General features: G+C 68.9%; 16 protein-coding genes and 2 pseudogenes. 11 read left to right on the top strand and 7 right to left on the bottom strand.

From position 1 onward, the window contains the following. Nucleotides 1-78 precede the first annotated feature (78 nt). The 4 genes and pseudogenes from IG05_RS0101600 to IG05_RS48940 form a co-directional block, all read left to right on the top strand. Nucleotides 79-663: an SRPBCC family protein gene (locus IG05_RS0101600; RefSeq protein WP_234335726.1), complete on the top strand. Its 585-nt coding sequence runs from the start codon at nt 79-81 to the stop codon at nt 661-663. Between the two features lie 210 nt (nt 664-873). After that, the gene (locus tag IG05_RS0101595) at nt 874-1,572 is read left to right on the top strand and encodes a S1 family peptidase (RefSeq protein WP_030338494.1); all 699 of its coding nucleotides are present in this window, start codon (nt 874-876) and stop codon (nt 1,570-1,572) included. A 445-nt stretch (nt 1,573-2,017) separates the two neighbouring features. After that, nucleotides 2,018-2,242, top strand: coding sequence for a hypothetical protein (locus IG05_RS50455; protein WP_199808227.1), 225 nt, complete (start codon nt 2,018-2,020; stop codon nt 2,240-2,242). Between the two features lie 823 nt (nt 2,243-3,065). Beyond that, a pseudogene (locus tag IG05_RS48940) lies at nt 3,066-3,828 on the top strand (helicase); the annotation flags it as partial. Nucleotides 3,829-4,006: 178 nt separating this feature from the next. Here the strand turns inward: IG05_RS48940 and IG05_RS0101575 are convergent. After that, nucleotides 4,007-5,446 (bottom strand): hypothetical protein, encoded by a 1,440-nt coding sequence (locus tag IG05_RS0101575; RefSeq protein WP_158838728.1) that lies wholly within the window; start codon nt 5,444-5,446, stop codon nt 4,007-4,009. Between the two features lie 188 nt (nt 5,447-5,634). Beyond that, on the bottom strand, nt 5,635-5,874 hold the full coding sequence (locus IG05_RS0101570) for a hypothetical protein (RefSeq protein ID WP_030338490.1): 240 nt from the start codon (nt 5,872-5,874) through the stop codon (nt 5,635-5,637). A gap of 509 nt (nt 5,875-6,383) precedes the next feature. On the opposite strand from IG05_RS0101570, the gene IG05_RS48220 reads away from it, so the two are divergent. Further along, nucleotides 6,384-8,852: an FG-GAP-like repeat-containing protein gene (locus tag IG05_RS48220; protein ID WP_234335725.1), complete on the top strand. Its 2,469-nt coding sequence runs from the start codon at nt 6,384-6,386 to the stop codon at nt 8,850-8,852. A gap of 256 nt (nt 8,853-9,108) precedes the next feature. On the opposite strand, the gene IG05_RS0101560 is transcribed toward IG05_RS48220, so the two are convergent. Beyond that, complete coding sequence (locus IG05_RS0101560; protein ID WP_030338488.1) at nt 9,109-9,513, bottom strand: cupin domain-containing protein; 405 nt, start codon at nt 9,511-9,513, stop codon at nt 9,109-9,111. Continuing rightward, nucleotides 9,510-10,958, bottom strand: a complete 1,449-nt coding sequence (locus IG05_RS0101555; protein WP_030338487.1) for an MFS transporter — start codon at nt 10,956-10,958, stop codon at nt 9,510-9,512. The genes IG05_RS0101560 and IG05_RS0101555 overlap by 4 nt, the downstream gene beginning before the upstream one ends. Nucleotides 10,959-11,015: 57 nt before the next feature. On the opposite strand from IG05_RS0101555, the gene IG05_RS0101550 reads away from it, so the two are divergent. The 3 genes and pseudogenes from IG05_RS0101550 to IG05_RS0101540 form a co-directional block, all read left to right on the top strand. Continuing rightward, nucleotides 11,016-11,684, top strand: a complete 669-nt coding sequence (locus IG05_RS0101550; RefSeq protein ID WP_030338486.1) for a TetR/AcrR family transcriptional regulator — start codon at nt 11,016-11,018, stop codon at nt 11,682-11,684. A gap of 288 nt (nt 11,685-11,972) precedes the next feature. Further along, nucleotides 11,973-12,260 (top strand): cold-shock protein, encoded by a 288-nt coding sequence (locus IG05_RS0101545; protein ID WP_107051265.1) that lies wholly within the window; start codon nt 11,973-11,975, stop codon nt 12,258-12,260. 111 nt (nt 12,261-12,371) lie between these two features. After that, a pseudogene (locus IG05_RS0101540) lies at nt 12,372-12,806 on the top strand (FAD-dependent oxidoreductase); the annotation flags it as partial. A gap of 109 nt (nt 12,807-12,915) precedes the next feature. Here IG05_RS0101540 and IG05_RS0101535 read toward each other — a convergent pair. From IG05_RS0101535 to IG05_RS0101525, 3 genes are all read right to left on the bottom strand, one after another. Further along, entirely contained in the window at nt 12,916-14,940 is a 2,025-nt protein-coding gene (locus tag IG05_RS0101535) for an NB-ARC domain-containing protein (RefSeq protein ID WP_051789378.1), read from the bottom strand. 248 nt (nt 14,941-15,188) lie between these two features. Beyond that, nucleotides 15,189-15,662, bottom strand: coding sequence for a hypothetical protein (locus tag IG05_RS0101530; RefSeq protein ID WP_030338482.1), 474 nt, complete (start codon nt 15,660-15,662; stop codon nt 15,189-15,191). A 362-nt stretch (nt 15,663-16,024) separates the two neighbouring features. Beyond that, entirely contained in the window at nt 16,025-17,362 is a 1,338-nt protein-coding gene (locus IG05_RS0101525; RefSeq protein ID WP_030338481.1) for a PLP-dependent aminotransferase family protein, read from the bottom strand. Nucleotides 17,363-17,451: 89 nt separating this feature from the next. Between IG05_RS0101525 and IG05_RS0101520 the strand changes: the two genes are divergently transcribed. The 3 genes from IG05_RS0101520 to IG05_RS0101510 all read left to right on the top strand — a co-directional run bounded on the left by IG05_RS0101520 (nt 17,452) and on the right by IG05_RS0101510 (nt 19,537). Beyond that, entirely contained in the window at nt 17,452-18,075 is a 624-nt protein-coding gene (locus IG05_RS0101520; protein ID WP_030338480.1) for a DJ-1/PfpI family protein, read from the top strand. Nucleotides 18,076-18,466: 391 nt separating this feature from the next. Beyond that, the gene (locus tag IG05_RS47585; RefSeq protein WP_158838726.1) at nt 18,467-18,634 is read left to right on the top strand and encodes a hypothetical protein; all 168 of its coding nucleotides are present in this window, start codon (nt 18,467-18,469) and stop codon (nt 18,632-18,634) included. Between the two features lie 84 nt (nt 18,635-18,718). Beyond that, nucleotides 18,719-19,537: an alpha/beta fold hydrolase gene (locus IG05_RS0101510; protein ID WP_030338478.1), complete on the top strand. Its 819-nt coding sequence runs from the start codon at nt 18,719-18,721 to the stop codon at nt 19,535-19,537. Nucleotides 19,538-19,633 lie beyond the last annotated feature (96 nt).

The following is a 19,633-nucleotide window of genomic DNA, read 5'->3' as shown; positions in this document are numbered from 1 at the left end:
GTCCGCTCCTCCCGGCCGGGCCCGCACCCACCACCCGTTCCCTGAAATCCCCGAAGACTCCTCGAAAGGCCAAGCATCGTGCGTACGTTCACCGTGGCGAGGTTCACCGCCGCCTCCACCGTGCTCGTCCTCGCCGTCTCCGGCACCGCCCACGCCCTCACCGACGACAGGCCCACCGCCCCTGGCGAGAGCCTCGCCGCGCACACCGCTGACGTGCAGATCGATCAGACCGCGCCGGTCATCACGCGGGAGAACATCCTCATCCACGCCCCCCTGCGCACCATCTGGAAGATCCAGACGGATGTCGAGAAGTGGCCCGCCTGGCAGCCTGGCGTGGAGAGGGTCGTCAAGGACACCCCCGGACGCCTGCGCCCCGGCTCGGTTTTCCGCTGGAGCACCGAGGGGCTGGACATCACTTCCACCGTCAAGCAGGTCAGACCCGGCAAGCGCCTCGCCTGGGGCGGCCCCGCCCAGGGCATCACCGCCGTCCACGTGTGGACGTTCACGCCGACCCGCGACGGCGTCCTCGTCCACACCGAGGAGTCGTGGACCGGAGAGCCCGTCGTCGCCAACCAGGCTGTCCTACAGGCCGCCCTCGACAACTCCCTCCACGACTGGGTCGACAACCTCCGACACGAGGCCGAGGCCGAGGCCGCGAAGTAGCCCGTCACCGTGCGGTCGATTCGGGACCTGCCAGCGAAGGCGCGGCAGCCGCCGCCGGTGCGTAGTGCTGAAGTGACATCACGTTCGCAGGCTGGTCCTGCGGCCGGCGCCGGAGAATCCGACCGTGGGTCATTCCCCCCTACCGGAGAAATCATTCCCCCCTACCGGAGAAAGAGGTACGCAATGCGTCCAGGAGCAACAGCGCGTCGAATGATGATGGGTCTGTTGATGGCCCTGTCGGTGATCCTTTCCGGGGTGTTCACGGCTGCCCCGGCCAACGCCATCTCCGATGGCCAGATCGCCGGGGCCCTGCGAGGAGCCGCCCAGCTCGAGCTCAATGGTCGATACACGTGCACGGCCAGCCTGATCGCGCCGACGTGGATCATGACGGCCAGACACTGCATCACCAACAACGGCAACCCCACCCCCGGCAACTACAGCGTCGTTCTTGGCTCAAGGGACCTCGGCGGCTCCACAGGCGGTCAGCGCGTCCCTGTGAGGGGATACACCGGCTATGCCTTCGCCGATGTGGCTCTGATGGAACTCGCGGTGCCCGCGAAGAGCAACGCCTGGATCACCCCGATCGTCGGCGAGGGTGTGTTGCCCGCGGGCAACACGAATCTCGCCCTGTCCGGGTGGGGAGACACAGCCATTGGCAACAGCACACCGTCCCCAGTGCTCAAGGTGTGCACCGTGCGCGTCATAGACTTTCCGGACACAAACACCTTCAGCGGGTTCGGCCTCGACGGGCTCCCCCTCCCCGGCGACTCCGGCGGACCGGTGAGCAACGCACTGCACGTACAGTTGGGCGTGACCGCTTCGGTCGATATCCCCGGGCGCGTCGTGCACATCGTCGCCATCGGCGAGACCGGCGTACGGCGATGGATCCACAGCGTCACCGGAGTCTGAGCAGGCACCATGGGCAGCACGGCGGTGATCACCGCCGCGGACACCCGCAGGCACGCCTGCCTCGCCCAGGGCACGTACCACCGCGGCGCTGTCTCCGGTCGCGTGGTCCGTCCGACGTCCATTCCCAGGGCCATCGATCGCGCCCCCGTGCGCGGCGGTCAGCGCCATCTCCAGCCGTCGCCCGAAGATGTCGCGTGCGCTCTCGCGGGGAAAGCGGTGGCTGAGCTGAGCTTGCCGTTGACCGTATCCTCGAACAGCGTCTCCCACTCGGTTCCTCACTCGAGGATTCACCGGACGTGAGGACCACCTCCGCCTGATCCTGTGCTCAGACCAAGGAGTGCGCCTGGATCAGGCGGAGGCCGTGCGGATGAGTCTGCTGGGTGGAGAACCGGAGTGTGGGGCATTCGCGATGCCGTCACGCTTCCGGGCGGAGCTGTACGCGTCGATGAGTGGACGGGCAGACACCCTGTTCGAGCTGACAGACGCGCTGCTCTGCAGTGACGGTCCGGTCCGGACTCTGGTCGATCTCGCGCTCGCCAACGCCTCCCCCGCCATCCCGGCCGCCGAGCCGAAGCCGCGCCCGACGGCCGGGCGCCGAACGCTCGGGGCCGGCCCCACCGCGCCGGACGGTGACCGGAGCTGTGACAGACCCGGTGCCACGGGCCTGTGACAGCCCGATCCGGTCCAACCCGCGGTCGGGGCGGGCCCTCACACGTACGTGCGCGTGCACCGCGTGTGCCGCCAGGCAAAACCCCACGCTCCGGCAAGGGTCCCGAGCTGCGGGGCCAGTCGCTGGGGCCGAGCGGGGGACGACGAAGGTTGGACAGCATACAGACCGGGAAACCGCTGTACGTCGAGCTCACGGCCTCGCGGGTGCCGGCCCTGGAGCAGGGCTTGGGTCGGGAACAGTGCACGGCAGACGGCCGCACGCGAACGAGGCTGACGCACAACCGCTGCCACGCGGAAAGAACTTTTCACGGAATACGAATGCGCTGCTCAGGGTGGGCCACTGAACCGCTGAGGTCACCAGCAGACTCGGCCGTCGCGAGGTGGGTCGCGCCGAAACCGGTACTTCTCGTCGCACCTGCAGCACAACCGTGTACACGCACAGGTATGAACCGCGGGTCAGCAGGTACGCGCGCGGCTCGTCGGCCTGCCAACTATGACGCTCTGACTGGCCAACTGAAGCGCTCAGTCACAGCAGGAAAGGGCATTGGAGGAGGCCCTGGCAGCAGGGGCGTTGCAGACCGTGCCGCTGGCCGGGAGCTGACCGCGTCGCTGATCGGCAGGGTCGCGGCCCGCTACGGCCTGCCGGCCGCAGACCTGCTGCGGCAGTGGACGTGCCGTAGCTCCCCCGCCCGGCTGGCCGGCGGCGGCGTGCAAACCGACGGAGAGATCGTGCTCAACGAAGCCAGGCGGGATGTGCTCGCCGGACTGTGTGGGGTCGAGCCGACTGTGCTGGCCCGGACACTACACAAGGGCCGGCCGGGCAGCCCGGCTCCAGGCCATGGCCGAACGACTGCTGCGGGGCCAATCCGCCCGTGCCCGGACACCACAGCCACCGTCACCGCCACCGCAGACAGCCGTGCCGCAGCCTCCCGCCCCCCGGGGCAACGCCCGCCTCATGCGACCGTTTGAACAGGCCGTGCGGTGCTGCCGGGTCGGTCACTCAGGAAGGCGTCGACATCACCGGCGAGCGCGGAGTGGAGGCGATCTGCTTCGCCGACACCCGCGGCTCCCAGGTCGAGATCGTGCAGAACATCGGCCGGGCGCTCAGGCTGAACCGCGACGGAGGCACCAAGGTGGCGCGGATCAGCGTGCCCGTCTTCCTGAGGAAGAACGAGGACCTGACCGACATGGTCGTCAGCACGAGCTTCAAGCCGCTTGTGGCCGTGCTCCAGGGCCTGCGCAGCCACGCTGAGCGCCTGGTCGAGCAGATCGCCTCCCGCGCCCTCACCCGCAGCACACGCGAGCGCAAGGTCCACCTGCAGCGCGACGAGAACGGCCGGATCACCGGCACCAAGTACCGAGGCCTGGACGGGCAGCGAGGCCGGCGGCAACCAGGCAGAGGACACCGCCCAGACCGCCGCGAAATCCGCCCTGCTCCACTTCCCCTCCCCCAAGGACGCGGGCACGATCGCGGCGTTCCTACGCACCCGGGTGTACCGGCCCGAGTCCCTGGTGTGGCTCGAGGGCTACCAGGCCCTGCTCCGTTGGCGGAAGGACAACCACATCGCCGGCCTCTACGCCGTGCCGTAGCGGTGTGCACCCTCAACTGGCCGTGCCGCAGGCGAAGTGACGAGCCGAGCGCGATGACCTCGCCGCGGCCGAGCGGGTGACCCGGATCGGCGAGCAGATCGCCGGGGCACGAGCCGCGGCGGCGTCGGCTGGACCTCCGCCGCCCGCCACGACAAGCTCGTCGAACAACGGAGGCTCATTGAGTCAGGTAGTTGTGGATGAAGATGTCCCATCGGCCGTCGTTGTCATTGAGGTAGTAGTCGTTGAGGGTGAAGGCGACCTGGACGGGGTTGGTGCCGGTCCACTGGATGCAGAGGCTGTTGGCACCCAGCCAGTAGTGGTTGGGCAGGCCTGTCCAGGACCCGAGCAGTCCGTATTTCGGTAGTCCGGGTTGGGGCCAGGTTCCGCCGGGGGGTGCCAGATCCGACCAGCCTGTCCCGTCCGCGGTGTACTTGCCGTCCCAGGGCCAGGGGCCGATCCGCATCTGGCCCCGCACCGTGACGCGGTAGACGTCGCCGGGGCGTAGCGTGAGGCCGCCTTCGGCGCCCCACCAGAGCATGTCGGTGAAGGTGACGGTGCCTTCGTCGCCGGACTTGCAGCGGGCCATGGCGGCGGAAGCGCTGGTTTTCACCGGGGTGGCGCGGTAGTGCCGGATCGTCATTCTCCAGTGGTCGGTGTTGTCGCCAAGGTTGGAGTCGTTGATCGCGAACAGCAGCCGGGCGTGGACGGCGGGTGTGCCCTGGCATCCGCCGAGTTCGGTCGCCTGACGCCAGTCACCGATCCAGCCAGTGGGGTAGTTGTTGGCTCTCACGAGCAGGCTGTACTTGTTGAGGCCAGGGACCGGGTAGCCCTGGCCTGGTGGTGCGGCTTCCAGCTTGCCCTCCGGGCCGTACAGGCCGTCACCGACGGATGCCGGGTCCGGCCAGAAGTCGATGGTGAACGCATCGCCTGGGTTCAGGACGTTGGGAGGGTCGACGACGTTCGGGTAAGCGACGCCGGGCCCGTGGGCGGGTTGTGTGATCACGGTCGCGGAATCGCCGCCGCCACGGGTGCGGCAGATGGCCAGCGGACTTCCGGGAGCGGCCGTCGGCGCGTCCGCACGGTAGTGACGCACCGTGATCCGCCAGAGGCCTCCGTTGTCGGACAGGTTGTCATCGTTGATGCCGAACAGCAGTCGGGTCTCCACGGCCGGAACCACCCGGCAAGTGGTCAAGGCGGTGGTCTGCATCCACTCGCCGACCCAACCTCCCGGGTTGTTGTTGAAACGGGCGATCGAGCTGTACTTGCGCAGGCCCGGCGCCGGGAATCCGGCGGGCGCCGCCTGGGCGTCACCGTCGGGACCATAGCGGGGGCCCCAGCCGGCCGTGATGGTGTCGCTCGAGACGACCACCGACACCACATCACCGGGCCGGAGAACGTTCGCCGGGCTCTCCGCCGGCGGATAGGAACTTCCACGTTGCTTGCCGGCATACGAAAGGGTGACCTCACCCTCGCCCTTCTCGCCTCGTTGGCAGCGTGCCAGCGGGGTATCCGCGAAGGCCGGAGCCGCTGAAAGCCCCACCAGCATCCCTGCCAGGGCAACCGCGGCAGAGAACAGCGCGATGGTCTGACGCCACCTGAACACAAGCCCTGTCATCGATGACATGGTCTCCCCTGCCCCTGCCCCTGCTCCACCGGCCAGAGTGGCAGGAGCGCAGGTTGCACACATCCGGCCTGCGGGGGCGCACTGGCGCACAACGCCTTCCCGTCGGACGCCAATGCGCCTCCATTCTCCCTGACTGTCACGACCGCCGAGGGGAGCAGCGGGCCGCCCCGCCGCTGGCCTCAGTCGCGTTTGCGTGGAGTGACGGCGTCAATGACGTCCTGGACGATGGCGAGCCTGTCGCCCATCTCGTCGGTGATCTCGGCATCGAACTCTTCCTCCAAGGCCATAACCAGACCTGGTCTGGCCAGTTCATCCATCCCGAGGTAGACAAGCGAGACGCGGTTGTTCCTCAGCTCCTCCATGTCGCATCCCAGTTCCCGGGCAATAACCTTCTTCGCGCGCTCTTCGATGCTGCTCATGCAAGCCTCTCCTCGATGGAGCCGGACACCGTTCGCGTCGGCCTCAGTGATCATTCCGGACCTCGCCTATGGCAGGTGAGCGACGCACGGAAGACCTCCCCTGAAACGAGCACTCGCGCGAGGAGCACGAGGGCGATGGTGAGTGCGGTGGTCGGCCCAGCGCTGGCCCGCCTATGTCCCCCGGCCCAAAAGCTGGGGCTGGGCAGCAGGATGGGCTTCCTGCTCTACACCGACGACGAAGACCTCGCATTACCGGTGACGGCCCAGGCGATGGGAATGAAGTGGCCGCCGTCCTGGGCGTCCGGCCGCGGTGTTCTTGCGGCCGTGGAGCACGGGTTGACGCCCCGTCAGTGGTCGCCGAGCCGCGCCGTGAAGGGTTGCCACTGGCCGAGACAGTCTTCTTCACCTCCTCTGCGCTTTTGATCAAACTCCTTCATGATTCGCTCACGAAGCCCATAAGCTGCGCGTCGGGGGGCGAACAGCCCTCACGCGGAGGGGAATTCACGCTCATGGGTAGATCAGCGCTGTCGACGCGCCGTCGTGGTGCGGCCGTCGCATTCGTCACCGTCTCGCTCGCTCTCGCGGGCAGCACGCTCCCGGCCGTACCGGCCGCCGCGGCGACCGTGCAGCCGCCGTGGAGCAGCCCGGTGTCGCTGTATGACTACAAGTCCGAGGTCCAGGACGTCGTCATCGCCAAGAGCGGCACTGCCGTGGCCGTCTGGACCCAATACACGACCGGCGTCCTCTACTGGGCGACGCGCCCCGCGAACAGCGAGAAGTGGACCACCGCTCGGATCCTGGCCTCCGAGACGGTCGGGAAGGCGCGCCTGGCGGCCCTGCCGGACGGATCGGTCGCCGCGGTGTGGACCACGACCGCCCACATCGCCTCCGCCACCCTGGGCGCCGGACGGTCGGCCTGGTCGCAGCCCACGGTGATCGCCTCGGACCAGAGCACGAACTTCGACTCCCCCGACCTCGCTGTGGGGCCGGGCGGGACGATCGCCGCCGTGTGGAGCCAGCGTGTGTGGCGGACCGGCAGGAGTGAGGCGTACGCCGCCACCATGTCCGGGGAGGGGAGCTGGTCCATTCCGGCTCAGGTCAGCAACGCTGCCACGTACGCGGGTGTCTCCGGCTACGGGACCGTCGGGCACCCGCAGGTCGCCTACGACGGACAGGGCGGGCTCGTCGTCTCGTACTGGATGAGCGTGAGCTCCCAGTACTACAGGGTGATGACCAACACCAGGCCGTTCGGCGCTTCCACTTGGCCGACCCCGCAGGAGATCACCGCAGCTTCCGTCGCTCCGGAGCTGGCCTCGGCCCCGGACGGCTCGGTCCACCTGGTGTGGCAGGACGCGAACGGCACCTTCCAGATCGTGCGCCGCGCTGACGCGGCCTCCGCGTGGAGCCGGCCGCAAACCGCCGCGACCGCCGTCGGCAAGCCCACCGAGGTTCCTCAGCCGTTGGTCGGGCCCGACGGCGATGTCACCCTCGTCTGGACCGACAAGGCCACGGGCGCGGGCGCGGTACGGGCCACCACCTTCGACAGCGCCGGCGGCACCTGGTCGGCGCCGAGGACGCTGTCCTCCGGCGACGCCCAGTACACGTCCGACGCAGTCATCTCCCCCGACGGCTCGGTCCATGTGCTGTGGCCCGAGCTCGACGCCGACCAGCAGCACGAGTCCGTGTGGGAGTCCACCCTGGCCGGCGGGACGTGGACGTCCGCGCGCCGCGTGGGTGGTGGACGGTCGGTGCACGTCGAGATCGCAGCGGACGCCGTCGGCTCCGCCACCGCGGTCTGGGGGCCGTCGTCCACCATCTCCCCCGACACGGAGGTGATGGCCTCAACCATGGCCTGGCCCACCCTCCAGGTGACGGACAGCGCGGTCCCGGCGAAGGTGTTCCTGAACGGCACCACCTCCTCCAGCGCCGCCTGGAAGCCCTCCTGGACCACCAACTCCCCCGTCGCCTCCTGGACGCTCACGCTCAAGGACACCGCGGGGCGCACCGTCCGCACCCTCACCGGTGACCCCGGCTCCGCCACGACGATCGCTCCGGTCTGGAACGGCCGCACCAGCACCGGCGCGATCGCCGAGAACGGCAGGCTCACCTGGACGCTGAAGGCCGTCCAGTACGGCTCCGGCACTGCGTCGACGCTGCAGACCGGCACCGTCGCGGTGGCCGGCGGCAGACCGGCCATCCGTGACTTCGGCGGCGGCGCCGACATCTTCTCCGACGGCTTCGGCGACCTGCTCCAACTCGACACCTCGGGCAGGCTCCAGTGGCTCCTGGGCACGGGCCACGGCGACCTGACGGGGGGCGAGATCGGCGGTGGCTGGTCGACGAGCATCAAGGCGGTGCCCTTCGGTGACCTCAACGGTGACCGCTGCAACGACTTCCTCGTCCGCGTCGGCGACGCCCTGCGCGCCTACCGGCCGGGCTGTGGCAACGCGCCGTCAGCCGCGGGCACGCCGTACAAGACGGTCTCCAGCACCGGTTGGAAGCAGTACGACGTCCTGACCTGCCCCGGTGACGTCACCAAGGACGGCCGCCCGGACCTGATCGCCCGCAACTCCCCCACCGGCGCGGTCTACCTCTACAAGGGCACCAGCAGCGGCACCCTCTCCGCGCGGGTAAAGCTGTACGCGAACTGGAAGACGTACAAGAAAGTCGTCGGCGCCGGTGACCTCAACGGCGACGGCATCGGCGACCTGGTCGCCCAGGACACCTCCAACAACCTCTACCGCTACTACGGCAAGGGCAACGGCACCTTCGCCGGCCGCGTCAAGATCGCCGGCAACTGGGGCGGCTCCTACAACGTGGCGGTCGGCGTCGGCGACATCACCGGCGACGGCAGGAACGATCTGATTGCCCGCGACACCACCGGCAACCTCTACCGCCAGTCCGGCGACGGCAGGGGGTCGTACGGCACACGCGTCAGGATCGGTAGTGGCTTCAGCCGTGCCAAGGAGCTGTTCTGACAGTCCTCCGGCAGCTCGGGCGTGGGGCTCGCAAGCCACCCGTGCCACGCGTGCGCTCCGTCTCAGCGACACGCCGAGTGCCCGGCGTGTCGCTGACACTCGATCACCAGCCGGTTACCGCTGTGACCGGTGCGGCGTGGCTGCGACGGATCACTGGCCCATCGATCCGCCGGCCGCCGGCCTTCCGGCGGCGGTGGAAGGCCTGACGAGGGTGGCCGGGGTGTCGAATCCGCTCCCGCGGGCCTGACTGATCGGGTCAGTGAGTGTCGGTACGCCTTTCGAGGCGAGTGCCGTGGCGGAGGGTGATCGACATCAGGTCGCTGGGGGCGTCCAGCTCCAGGCGGTGCCAGCGGCCGCGGGGGACGATCACTGCGTTGCCTGCCCGCAACTGCACCATGGCCTCGGCGCCGCCGGGCGCGGCAGGACGGAGATGGAGGCGGACGCCGCCTGCCAGGCAGCACACTGCCTCTTCGGCCCCGGGGTGCATCTCCCACTGGTCAGCGTGAACGTCGGCGTCGGTCTCCACGTGGAACGTCGCGATCTGCCAGGCACCGGAGTAGCTGCTCGTCATCTGCCGTTCGGCCACTTGGACATTACCGTCGGGGTGGATGTGCAGCGCAGAGGCGAACAGGTCGATGGATGAGATGGGTGTCGTCGTCATGACGGCGTTCCTTCCAGTCGATTCTCTGCGGGGGCGGCCGGTTGCGGGTCAGGTGTCATGGCCAGGCGGCGCGGGAGCGCGCCGATCGCCACGACCGCCGCCAGCGCGAAGAGGGCGGCGGCGGCGGCCAGGCCCGAGGCGTAGCCGTCGTTGAGCGCGGCGGGGCCGGATGCTGTGCCGGTGCGGTGTGCGGCTACGGTGGCCAGGGCGGCCAGGCCGATGCAGCCGCCGAGTTGGCGGGAGCTGTTGAAGAGGCCGGAGGCCATGCCGGCCTCGCGCGCGGTGACACCGGTGGTTGCGGCGGCGGCGACCGGGGCGAGGACGAGTCCGGTGCCGATGCTGGTCATCAGGGAGGGGCCGAGCACGTCGGTGAGAAAGCCGCCGTCGGGAGTGATGAAGGCGAACCAGGCCAGGCCCGCGGCGGCCAGCAGGGCGCCGGGCACCAGGGCTGCGCGGGGGGTGCGTGCGGCGGCGACGCGGGTCGCGACGAGGGTGCCAGCGACCAGTCCTGCGGAGAAGGGCAGGAAGGCGGCGCCGGTCGTTGCGGCACTCATGCCCAGCACTTGCTGCATGTACAGGGACACGAAGTAGAACGCCGAGAACTGCCCGGCTGCGGCCAAGAACACCAGCACGTTGGCACCGGCGACCCAGCGACTGCGCAAGAGGCCGAGACGCAACAGCGGTGCGGGGGCCCTGGATTCGGCGAAGACGAAAGCGGCCAGGACAGTGGCCGCGGCGGTGAGGGTCGCCAGGGAGGCCGGGGATCCCCATCCTTGCGTGTCGGTGCGCACGACGCCGAACACCAGCAGCCCGACCCCGCCGCTCGCCAGGACGGCACCCAGCACGTCGAGCCCCTCGTCGCGGGCGGGCGGTGCTCCCCTGGGCGCGCTGGCGGGATCCAGCGCGAGAGCCGCCGCCACGATGGGCAGATTGACCAGCATCACCCAGCGCCACCCGGCGTACTCGGTCAGCAGACCACCCGCCAGTACTCCCAGCGCCCCTCCTGCGGCGTTCACCGCGCTCCACACCCCGAGCGCCCGGACACGACGGGGGCCCTCAGGGAAGGTGGTGGTGAGCATCCCCAGCGCGGCCGGGGCGGCCGCAGCGGCTCCCAGTCCCTGGCCGGCGCGGGCGGCGATCAGTTGCCAGGGGGCCTGGGCCAGGCCGGCCGCCAGCGAGCACAGCCCGAAAACGGCCAGGCCCATCACGAACAGCCGACGGTGACCGTACAGGTCGCACGCCCGGCCGCCCAGTAACAGGAGTCCGCCGAACGTGAGTGCGTAGACGTGCACGATCCACGACAGGTCGAGCGGCGCGAATCCCAACGCGGTCCGTATCGCGGGCAGTGCGACGTTGACCACCGACATGTCCAGAGCGAAGGCGAACTGTGCGACGGCCGCAGCAGCCAGCACCAGTCGGGGTCGCCCCCGTGAGTTTTTATACATGTAAGGAAAGTAGCCTCAAGAGGCCGTCGCTGTCGACCGCTGAGGGATGATGGGGGCATGCCGCAATCTTCCGCACCGCGCAAAGCCCTGGGCCGGCCGCCCCGTATCTCCCGCGAAGAGGTCATCGGTACGGCCCGCCGGATCGTGACCGAGGAAGGCGTGGACCGGCTGACCATGCGGCGGCTGGCCACCGAGATCGGCAGCACGCCGATGGCGCTCTACCACCACGTCCGCAACAAGGAAGCATTGCTCGTCCTGCTGCTGGACGACTACGCCGCGCGGGCGCTGCGCCGACCCGAACTGCCCGCCCACCCCCGCGAGCGGGTCGTCGTCGCCGCAGCAGCGATCCACGAGGCGCTCGCCGCCTGCCCCTGGATCGTGGAGGTGCTGACCGCCGACGACCTGATGTCCACATCCGCCCTGTGGTTCGTCGAGCAGATCGTCGACGGCCTTGTCGGATGCGGCCTGTCCCTAGAGCAGGCCGTGTACGGATACCGGGCGATCTGGTACTACACCGCCGGAGAGATCGTGGTCCGGACGACAGCGTCCCGACGGCGCGCAGACGATGACCGTGCCACCTACCGAGAGCAAGTCTTCGGCAATCTCGACCCGGACGAACTGCCCCGCTTGGCACAGGTCGCGGACCGCTGGGCACCGCTGACCGCCGAGGACACTTACCTGGACGGTCTCCGAGCTCTGGTGGCTGGCCTCCTGACTCCCCGTTGACCTGCTCACCCTGCATACCGGCATCCGTGGCGGACCCGGACCGCTACTCCCTGATCCACCGGTTAAGCAGCACCACGAATCCCTGTCGGCCGTCGCTGTCAGGGACATTCGAGGTGAAAGGGCCAGTGCCAGATCGGGCGGGTAACAGCGGGGACCGGCCACGGTGCGAGCTATGCTCTGACGCCACTCCACCGCAGGTCAGCGCAACAACCGCCGCCACAAGACCCAAACTTTTCAAGCTGAGGTACGAAGCCGCGTCGGCGCAGAGCAACCCCTAAGATTCCGTCCATGGTGACTGCGATCGTCCGCGAGTGGGACGACGAGGGAGGGTGGGGGGTTCTCGACTCCCCCGAGACCCCCGGCGGCTACTTCGGTCATTACTCTCACATCCAAGCAAACGGCTTCCGCGCTTTGTCGCCCGGACAGCAGGTCGACCTCACGTGGGAAGCCCCTGGCTTCAAGCAGGACGGGTACAACTTTCGCGCGGTGAGCATCGTGCCTCCTGACATCCACAACTGGCATCAACAACGGCGCACGCCCACGGGCTCCAGCGGGCCCGCTACGCCGAGGTGGTGACGATCGTCGGCCGCCTGGCCCGGGTCACGGTTTTGAACGACCTGAGGTTGCTGAGCTGTGGGCGGCTCGAGTGAGTGTCTAACTGCGTGGCAACACGCACAGCGCACCGTCGTGCGGCTAGACGCCGTGACGACAGCCGACGGCCGGACCGTCCCCGCCGAGATCACGGTCTGGGCCACCGGCTTCGCCGTCCACCCCATCGCCCAAGCCACCACGCTTGAACTCACCGACCGCGGCCAGATCCTGGACGACACCATCATGCACTCGGTCTCCCACGAGGACGTGTACGCCGCGGGCGACGCAGCGATGGCGATCGGCCCGGGCGGCAAGGAGCTGCGGATGTCCTGCGCCTCCGGCGTCCCCATGGCCTGGCAAGCCGCCGACGCCGTCGCCACCCGTCTCACCGGCGCCAAAATTCCCCGCATTTCGATCCGTTACCACCAGCAGTGCATCTACCTCGGCCGCAAGGAGGGCCTGATCCAGTTCGTCACCGCCGACGACCAAGCCCGCGAACGCACCCTGACGGGCCGCGGGGTCGCCTTCTATGCCCGTCCACTGAGCCTCTGACCTGCAACGAACGGGTCCATGCGAAGGTGTTCAGGGCCCTGTCGCCAGCCCCCGGCGCGCGCTCTGCTGGAGGCCGTTGACGGCAGGCTCACCGGATCCGCGCGCGCTTCTCCCAGTAGGCCAGCTCTTCACGTGTGGCCAGGATTCGTGGATGGTCTGGGCCGAGTATCTGTACCTGCTGGTTCAGCAAATACGTGAGGGAGGTCGCGGCCCCGGCGGCGTCTCCGGCCCGGCCACGCCAGTGAGCGTGGCTGTAGTGGGCGTCAAACACTTTGCACCAGTTGGAGAGCGCGGTCAGGTCTTCCAGGCCGCTCGCGTAGGGCCCCGTACGTGTCTCCTTCGGATGCCGGAGCCCGCCGTGCTGCCCCAGTACGCGAATGAGATCGGCCAGGAGTGCTTCGTACGCCATCGCTGCTCCGTAAGAGTCTCCCGACTCACCCTGCCAGCGCGCGAGTTCCGCTCGGGTGTCGAGGACAGCGGTGGAGTCCGGGAACGAGCGCTGCTGCAGCAAGGACAGGAGCTCGGTGTATGCGGCTACCGCACCGGCCGCGTCACCCGCGGCGCCGCGCCAGCGGCCCAGAGCGGCCCGGGTGTCGAGTGTGCGCTTGTGGTGAGGACCGAAGAAGCGGCTCTGCTGGTCGAGGATTGCTTCGTATCCCGCCACAGCCCCGGCTGCGTCGCCGGACTCGCCCTGCCAGTGGGCTTGACGGAGGCGGGCATACTCGAGGCCCGGAGAGTAGGGGCCTTGGTGATGAAGTGCCGCGCCGGCCAGCCGCTCGAAATAGGCGACGGCTGCCTGCGTCTGGCCGGTCGTTCCCAGCAGCTCACCGACACGGTAGAGCACCTCGTGGTCGGTCGGGCTCGGGCCGTTGCCCGAAAGGCCGGAAAACTCCTCGGGTCTGGAGTAGGGCATACCCGACCAGAGGGCCGAGTCGGCATGCCCGCGCAGCACCTCGACGGCGTCGACGAGTACCGGGGTGAATCCGGGGACTTCTTTCTGAGCGTCGGCTGCCTTCACCAGTGCCGACGCGACCTTCCAGGTGAGGTTGCGTATCCGGCCGGCGGACAGCGCCTCGCGCGTCACGCGCTGAAGTACTGGGTGGACACGCACCGCGCGGTACGGGTCGCTTGGTGTGTAGTCGATGATCCCCAGTCGGTCCATCAGGCGGAGCGCACTGGGCACCTCGTCCGCCCGAAGCGTCGGGCCGGACGCCGCAGTGGTGCGGTGCTCTTGGAAGTACTCCGCGGCAGCGGAGTTGGTGAAGGCGGATTCGGGTATTCCCTCGGCAGGCAGCAGGGAAGCCAGCTCCAGCAGGGGACGGGCCAGGTCGCCTGAGGGCATCCGGTCGGCCTGGTCCAGCGATGACCGCCAAGCTTCGGGCACGGCTGCGTTCTGGCCGTCGGGCAACGCGCCGTGTATGGGCACGAGTTCGGCGAGCGGCCTCCCACGGCGCGGTCGGACCTCGCCCCACTCGTCGGGCCCACCGAGCAGATCGTGCTCCTCCAGGAGGCGGACATACGCCGTCAGGCCCAGCCTCGCGCCGGCCAGCTGCGCAGCCGCCTGCGACAGGGCCAGCGGCAGATACCCCAGGGTCCTTGCGAGGGCGGCGAGCCCATCGGCTGCAGCGCCCGGATGCCCGTACTCGGCCAGCACCTCCGAGAGATAGGCCGTGGCCTCGTGGGGCCTGAAGTCCGCCACGGGGACCACCAGGCGGTTCAGTCCTGGCTGGCCGACGTCTTGGCGCCGTGTGGTGACCAGGAGCCGGCCGTCCGGGTGATCGGGCGGCCACAAACCCTGCAGATCATCGGGGTCGGCCACATGGTCAAGGACGATCAGCCAGCGGCGCTGCGCACCCTTGGCGTCGGGCCGCAGCCAGGCGAGGAACGCCTGCGCCGCATGTTCGGCTTCGGCGGTGCCCGAGCCGGTGGCCGCGTCTGCCCCGGTGATCTCGGCCATGGCGCGGGCATACCCGGCGACGACTGCGTTGCGGTCGGTGGCTGTAACCCACACGAGCAGGTCGAGCTGCTCATCCCGCCAGGCCGCTCGCGCGATCCGGGCGGCCTGCTGTGTCTTGCCGACACCCGCGGTGCCAACGAGCACGGTGCAGCGCACGGCGTCCGCCGGCCCCTTGGACCCCGTTCCCTCGTCGAGATCTCGGCGCGGCTGAAAGCAGCGCGCTGCAGCGGGAACGACTCCCACGAGAAGCGGCCACGACGCGGGAGGACGGGCATTGCCATAGTACGAAACCTGATCGGCGTGCCCGACGGCCACGCCGTGGTGACTGGCCTGGACAACGTGCGGCGCTGACGCGGTGGAGAAAGCGGAGGTGGGACGCGGGCTGGGGTCGTCAGCCGGTTCGCTCAGCCCTGGGACGAAACCGGCGGTGGAGGGGGGCTCAGTTGCACGCCTCCGTTGATCACCCCTGCGGCGACCGAGCCATTGTCGGCGCTGACGTTCAAGTCCCGGCCGACGGCCAGTGCGCCGTTCCCGACCACTGCCTCGGACGCGCGGGCTGCTTCCAGCAGCGATTGCAACTCCGCGACCGCACGGTCGCGTTCGTCCTGCGCGAGGCCCTCCAGAAGGCCCTCGAACCGGGCCTGCCACCACGCCTCCTGACGGATGCGGATCCGCTCGGCCGCCACTCCGTCCTCCGCCGCCAGATCAGCCGCAGTCTGGTCCAGACGCGCCAGCTCACCGAACTCCCGCTCAGCGTCCCCGCGCCCGAACCACACCGCCACCCGCCGACGGAACCCCTCCCAGGCATCCGTACCGGCGGCTTGCACCACCGCAGTTCCCCCGGTGGCCGCCAACACCGTTAAAGCTTCAGGCAGCACGCGCCATCCCCCTTCCGTGCTAATCACCAAAGATGTCGTTGATCTTAGCCGCGGCGCGCGCTTCGGCACCGGGTGGATTCTTCACACAGGATTCGCACGGACCAGCCGGCACCGATGCGGAGCCGAGCCCGCCGCCAGACAGAAGGCCATGGCCCGTGCGGATACATACGTAGACTCCGCCCGGATGTGGGGGTATGCGTGTGGGCAGCCCCGCCTGCGACTGCGGGGCGCGGGACGACGGTCACAGTGGCGGCTGGTGTGGCGGGTACCGGCGAGGTCGACCAGGAGAGTTGGCGCTCGGCCGGACACGACTCGTCGTTGGGGCGGGATGAGTGGGGAGATTGAGCGAGTACAGGCGGAGTTCAGGCAGATGCGTCCTCGATGACGACTCGGCGCACTGTGCGCAGCGTCGATCGGAGGATGTCCAGATCGGCCGAGTCCAGGGCGAGTCGGATCGCCTGTGGCGTGTGGGTCGAGGTGGTGAACGGCTCTGCCGTGGTGACCGAGATGAGCTGGCGTGCGAGGGTGGCGGTGAGGCGGTCGGCGCGTGCATCGTCGGGCAGTGGCAGCCAGGTGAAGTAGGACGAGGGGTGGCTGATGAGCGGGAGGCCCGCCAGTTCTTGTCTTGCGAGTGCCTGGCGCGTCTTGGCGTCGTCTCGTTTCTGTGCTTCCAGGCGGTTCACCGTGCCGTCGTCGAGCCAGCGGCAGGCGATGGCGGTGGTGAGGGCGGGGGTGTTCCAGGTGGTCGCCCGGATGGCGCGTTCGAGGGACGGAATCGTGGACGGCGGGGCCAGGACGAACCCGACCCGTAGGCCGGTGGCGATGCTCTTGGACAGTCCTGAGACGTAGACGGTGATGTCCGGTGCGGTGGCGGCCAGCGGCGGTGGTGGGTCCTCGACCAGGTAGGCGTAGGAGGCGTCTTCGATGATGAACGGACCGTGCTGTCGGGCGATCCTGATCAGGCGGGTGCGGTCGGTGGCCGGCATGACCCAGCCCAGGGGGTTGTGCAGGGTGGGCATGGTGTAGATCGCGCGCACCGGGCGGCTCGCGCACAGTTTGTCCAGGGCGTCGAGATCCGGCCCGTCGGTGGTGGTGGGGATGGGCTCCAGGTCGAGGTGGAAGGCGTGCGCGAGCACCTTGAAACCGGGGTAGGTGAGTGCGTCTACCGCGACGACGTCGCCGGCGCTCAGGGTGGCCATGACGGTGACGGCTAGGCCGTGCTGGGCGCCGTTGGTGATGAGGATCTGATCCGCGTCGGTGGTGATTCCCCTGCGTCTGAGGTGTTGTGCGATGGAGGCTCGGTCCTGGGGGCGCCCTCGGTGCGGTTGGTAGCGCAGCAGCGAGTCGAGATCGCCGGAGGTGGCCACCTCTCGCAGGGCCTGCCGCAGGAGGTCGGCCTGGCCGGGCAGCGACGGGTAGTTGAAGTTGAGGTCGACCGTGTCTGTGGCGACGGCTTGCTGATCGATGCCGTGACCGGCGGGGACCGCGATGTCCCGGACGAACGTGCCGCGGCCCTGTTCCCGGCTCACCAGGCCCATGGCTTCCAGTTCGGCGTACACCCGGGTCGCGGTTACCACGGCGATGCCCTCGCGGGCGGCGAGAGCACGGTGGGTCGGCAGCCGCACCCCCGGGGCGAGCCGCCCGGCCTGGATGTCGGCTGCGAGCGTGTCGACCAGCTTTTTGTATCGCGGCGCTGCCATGCACCGGATTGTATGCATGACAATTCTTTGACTGTTCTGCTCACGGGCTCCTACCGTCGAGTCCCGCTCATCAGAAAGGGACTGCCGCCGTGCACATCGCAATCCTCACCTTCGAGGGCTACAACGAGCTCGACTCCCTGATCGCGCTCGGTGTGCTCAACCGCGTCAGGACCGACGACTGGCGCGTCACCATCGCGACCCCCGGCCCCAGGGTGACGTCGATGAACGGGGTGGTCATCGAGCAGATGGCCACGCTGGAGGAGGCGTGCGCTGCCGACGCCGTCATCGTCGGCAGCGGCATCGCCACCCGCGAGGTCACTGAAGACCCGGCGATCATGAACGTGCTGCGGGGTCTGGACCCCTCGCGCCAGCTCATCGCGGCGCAGTGCTCCGGCGCGCTCGTGCTGGCCAAGCTCGGTCTGCTCAACGACGTCCCCGCCTGCACCGACCTGATCACCAAGCCGTGGGTCGTCGCCGCCGGCGTCGGGGTCCTCGACCAGCCCTTCTACGCCAAGGACAACATCGCCACCGCCGGCGGATGCCTGGCATCGCACTACCTCGCCGCCTGGATCATCACCCGCCTCCAGGGTCATGAAGCCGCCGAAGGCGCGCTGCACTACGTCGCCCCGGTCGGCGAGAAAGAGGAATACATCGAGCGCGCCTGGCGCAACATCACCCCGTACCTGCCCGCTCCGGCCCCAGAGCTCGTCTGACCCACCAGCCCGCACGTTCGGCACCCCGGCCGACCACCGGCCCCGGAGCACGGTTCAGACCCTCACCATCTGCAATCCCGCTGCGGACAGCAGCGCGCCCAAGCGTACATCTCACGTACGAGGAGCGTGCCATCCTGGTCGCCCCCACGCTGGGCCGTCGCCGCCCCGGATCAGAGTGGCGGCGTGCAGTTAGCCGGCGGCATCTTTAGGTACGGACCCGCCGTACGTGCCTGCGGGGACGATCTCTGATCGGGCGGTGCACAGCTCGTCGACGTCGTCGGGGTTGACTTCGCCCGGTAGGAGCGACGAGACCGCCGCAGCGCCGCAGAAGGCCGTGGGGGTCACCCCCCAATGCCGCCCAATGCCGCCCAGGAACCTCCGGGAGCTCGACATGGAGTGGGCGATTCAAACCGGCGCGGCATCCTCCGCCACCGCAGGCGAGGCAGCGATCGTCGTGTTCCAGGAGCACCAGCTCGATCGGAAGGGCTGCAATACCACCCCGCGCGTAGGCCATCTGGCCGTCGACGCTTGCGTCCGGTGCGGGCATGCGTTCGGCTGACAGGCGGATGTTGCAAAGGGTCCAAGCATATTCGCCCGTACCTGGGCAGGCCGGGCGGAAGAGAGCTGCGCCACCGAAGGTTACATGCCCATCTGCCCTACCCGCGACGGTGTCGAGATCTTCTACAAGGACTGGGGCCAGGGGCGTCCCGTGGCGTTTATCCACGGCTGGCCGCTCAATGGCGACGCCTGGCAGGACCAGCTCAAGGCCGTTGTCGACGCCGGATACCGCGGAATCGCGCACGACCGTCGCGGACACGGACACTCCACGCCCGTCTGGGACGGCTACGACTTCGCCGACGACCTCAACGACCTGCTCACCCACCTCGACCTGCGCGACGTCACCCTGGTCGCGCACTCCATGGGTGGCGGCGAACTCGCGCGCCACATCGGCCGACACGGCACCGGGCGACTGCGCTCGGCGGTGTTGCTGTCCGCCATCCCGCCCGTGATGATCAAGTCTGCCAAAGATCCCGAGGGTGTGCCGGACGAGGTGTTCGACGCGCTCAAGGACGGCGTCCTCACTGAGCGCTCCCAGTTCTGGAAGGACACTGCGGAGGGCTTCTTCTCCGCCAACCGTCCCGGCAACAAAGTCACCCAGGGCAACAAGGATGCCTTTTGGTACATGGCGATGGCGCAAACCATCGAAGGCGGCGTGCGATGCGTCGAGGCCTTCGGTTACACCGATTTCACCGAGGATCTGAAGAAATTCGATATCCCCACCCTGGTGGTGCACGGCGACGACAACCAGGTCGTGCCCATCGACGCCACCGGCCGTAAGTCCGCCCAGATCATCCCGGACGCCGAGCTGAAGGTGTACGAGGGCAGCTCCCACGGCATCGCGATGGTCCCGGGCGACAAGGAGAAGTTCAATCAGGACCTGCTCGAATTCCTCAACAAGTAGGAAGACACAGGCCAAGCCTCGGCCGACCCTGCCAGCCGCATGGTCTTGCTCGCTTTCGCCCAGGACCGCAAAGGAACGGCCGCCGCCCGGGCCCTC

It is taken from the genome of Streptomyces sp. NRRL S-1022, from assembly GCF_000720135.1.
Classification (GTDB): domain Bacteria; phylum Actinomycetota; class Actinomycetes; order Streptomycetales; family Streptomycetaceae; genus Streptomyces.
Note: the sequence above shows the minus strand (reverse complement) of the source record. Positions and strands in the feature narration are given on the sequence as shown.

Excerpts from the sequence above, each read along its gene's own strand:
- IG05_RS50455 (WP_199808227.1), top strand. The coding sequence starts at position 2,018 with ATGAGTGGACGGGCAGACACCCTGTTCGAGCTGACAGACGCGCTGCTC.
- IG05_RS0101570 (WP_030338490.1), bottom strand. The coding sequence starts at position 5,874 with ATGAGCAGCATCGAAGAGCGCGCGAAGAAGGTTATTGCCCGGGAACTG.
- IG05_RS0101575 (WP_158838728.1), bottom strand. The coding sequence starts at position 5,446 with ATGACAGGGCTTGTGTTCAGGTGGCGTCAGACCATCGCGCTGTTCTCT.
- IG05_RS0101555 (WP_030338487.1), bottom strand. The coding sequence starts at position 10,958 with ATGTATAAAAACTCACGGGGGCGACCCCGACTGGTGCTGGCTGCTGCG.
- IG05_RS47585 (WP_158838726.1), top strand. The coding sequence starts at position 18,467 with ATGGAGTGGGCGATTCAAACCGGCGCGGCATCCTCCGCCACCGCAGGC.
- IG05_RS48220 (WP_234335725.1), top strand. The coding sequence starts at position 6,384 with ATGGGTAGATCAGCGCTGTCGACGCGCCGTCGTGGTGCGGCCGTCGCA.
- IG05_RS0101525 (WP_030338481.1), bottom strand. The coding sequence starts at position 17,362 with ATGGCAGCGCCGCGATACAAAAAGCTGGTCGACACGCTCGCAGCCGAC.
- IG05_RS0101560 (WP_030338488.1), bottom strand. The coding sequence starts at position 9,513 with ATGACGACGACACCCATCTCATCCATCGACCTGTTCGCCTCTGCGCTG.
- IG05_RS0101550 (WP_030338486.1), top strand. The coding sequence starts at position 11,016 with ATGCCGCAATCTTCCGCACCGCGCAAAGCCCTGGGCCGGCCGCCCCGT.
- IG05_RS0101545 (WP_107051265.1), top strand. The coding sequence starts at position 11,973 with ATGGTGACTGCGATCGTCCGCGAGTGGGACGACGAGGGAGGGTGGGGG.
- IG05_RS0101510 (WP_030338478.1), top strand. The coding sequence starts at position 18,719 with ATGCCCATCTGCCCTACCCGCGACGGTGTCGAGATCTTCTACAAGGAC.
- IG05_RS0101595 (WP_030338494.1), top strand. The coding sequence starts at position 874 with ATGATGATGGGTCTGTTGATGGCCCTGTCGGTGATCCTTTCCGGGGTG.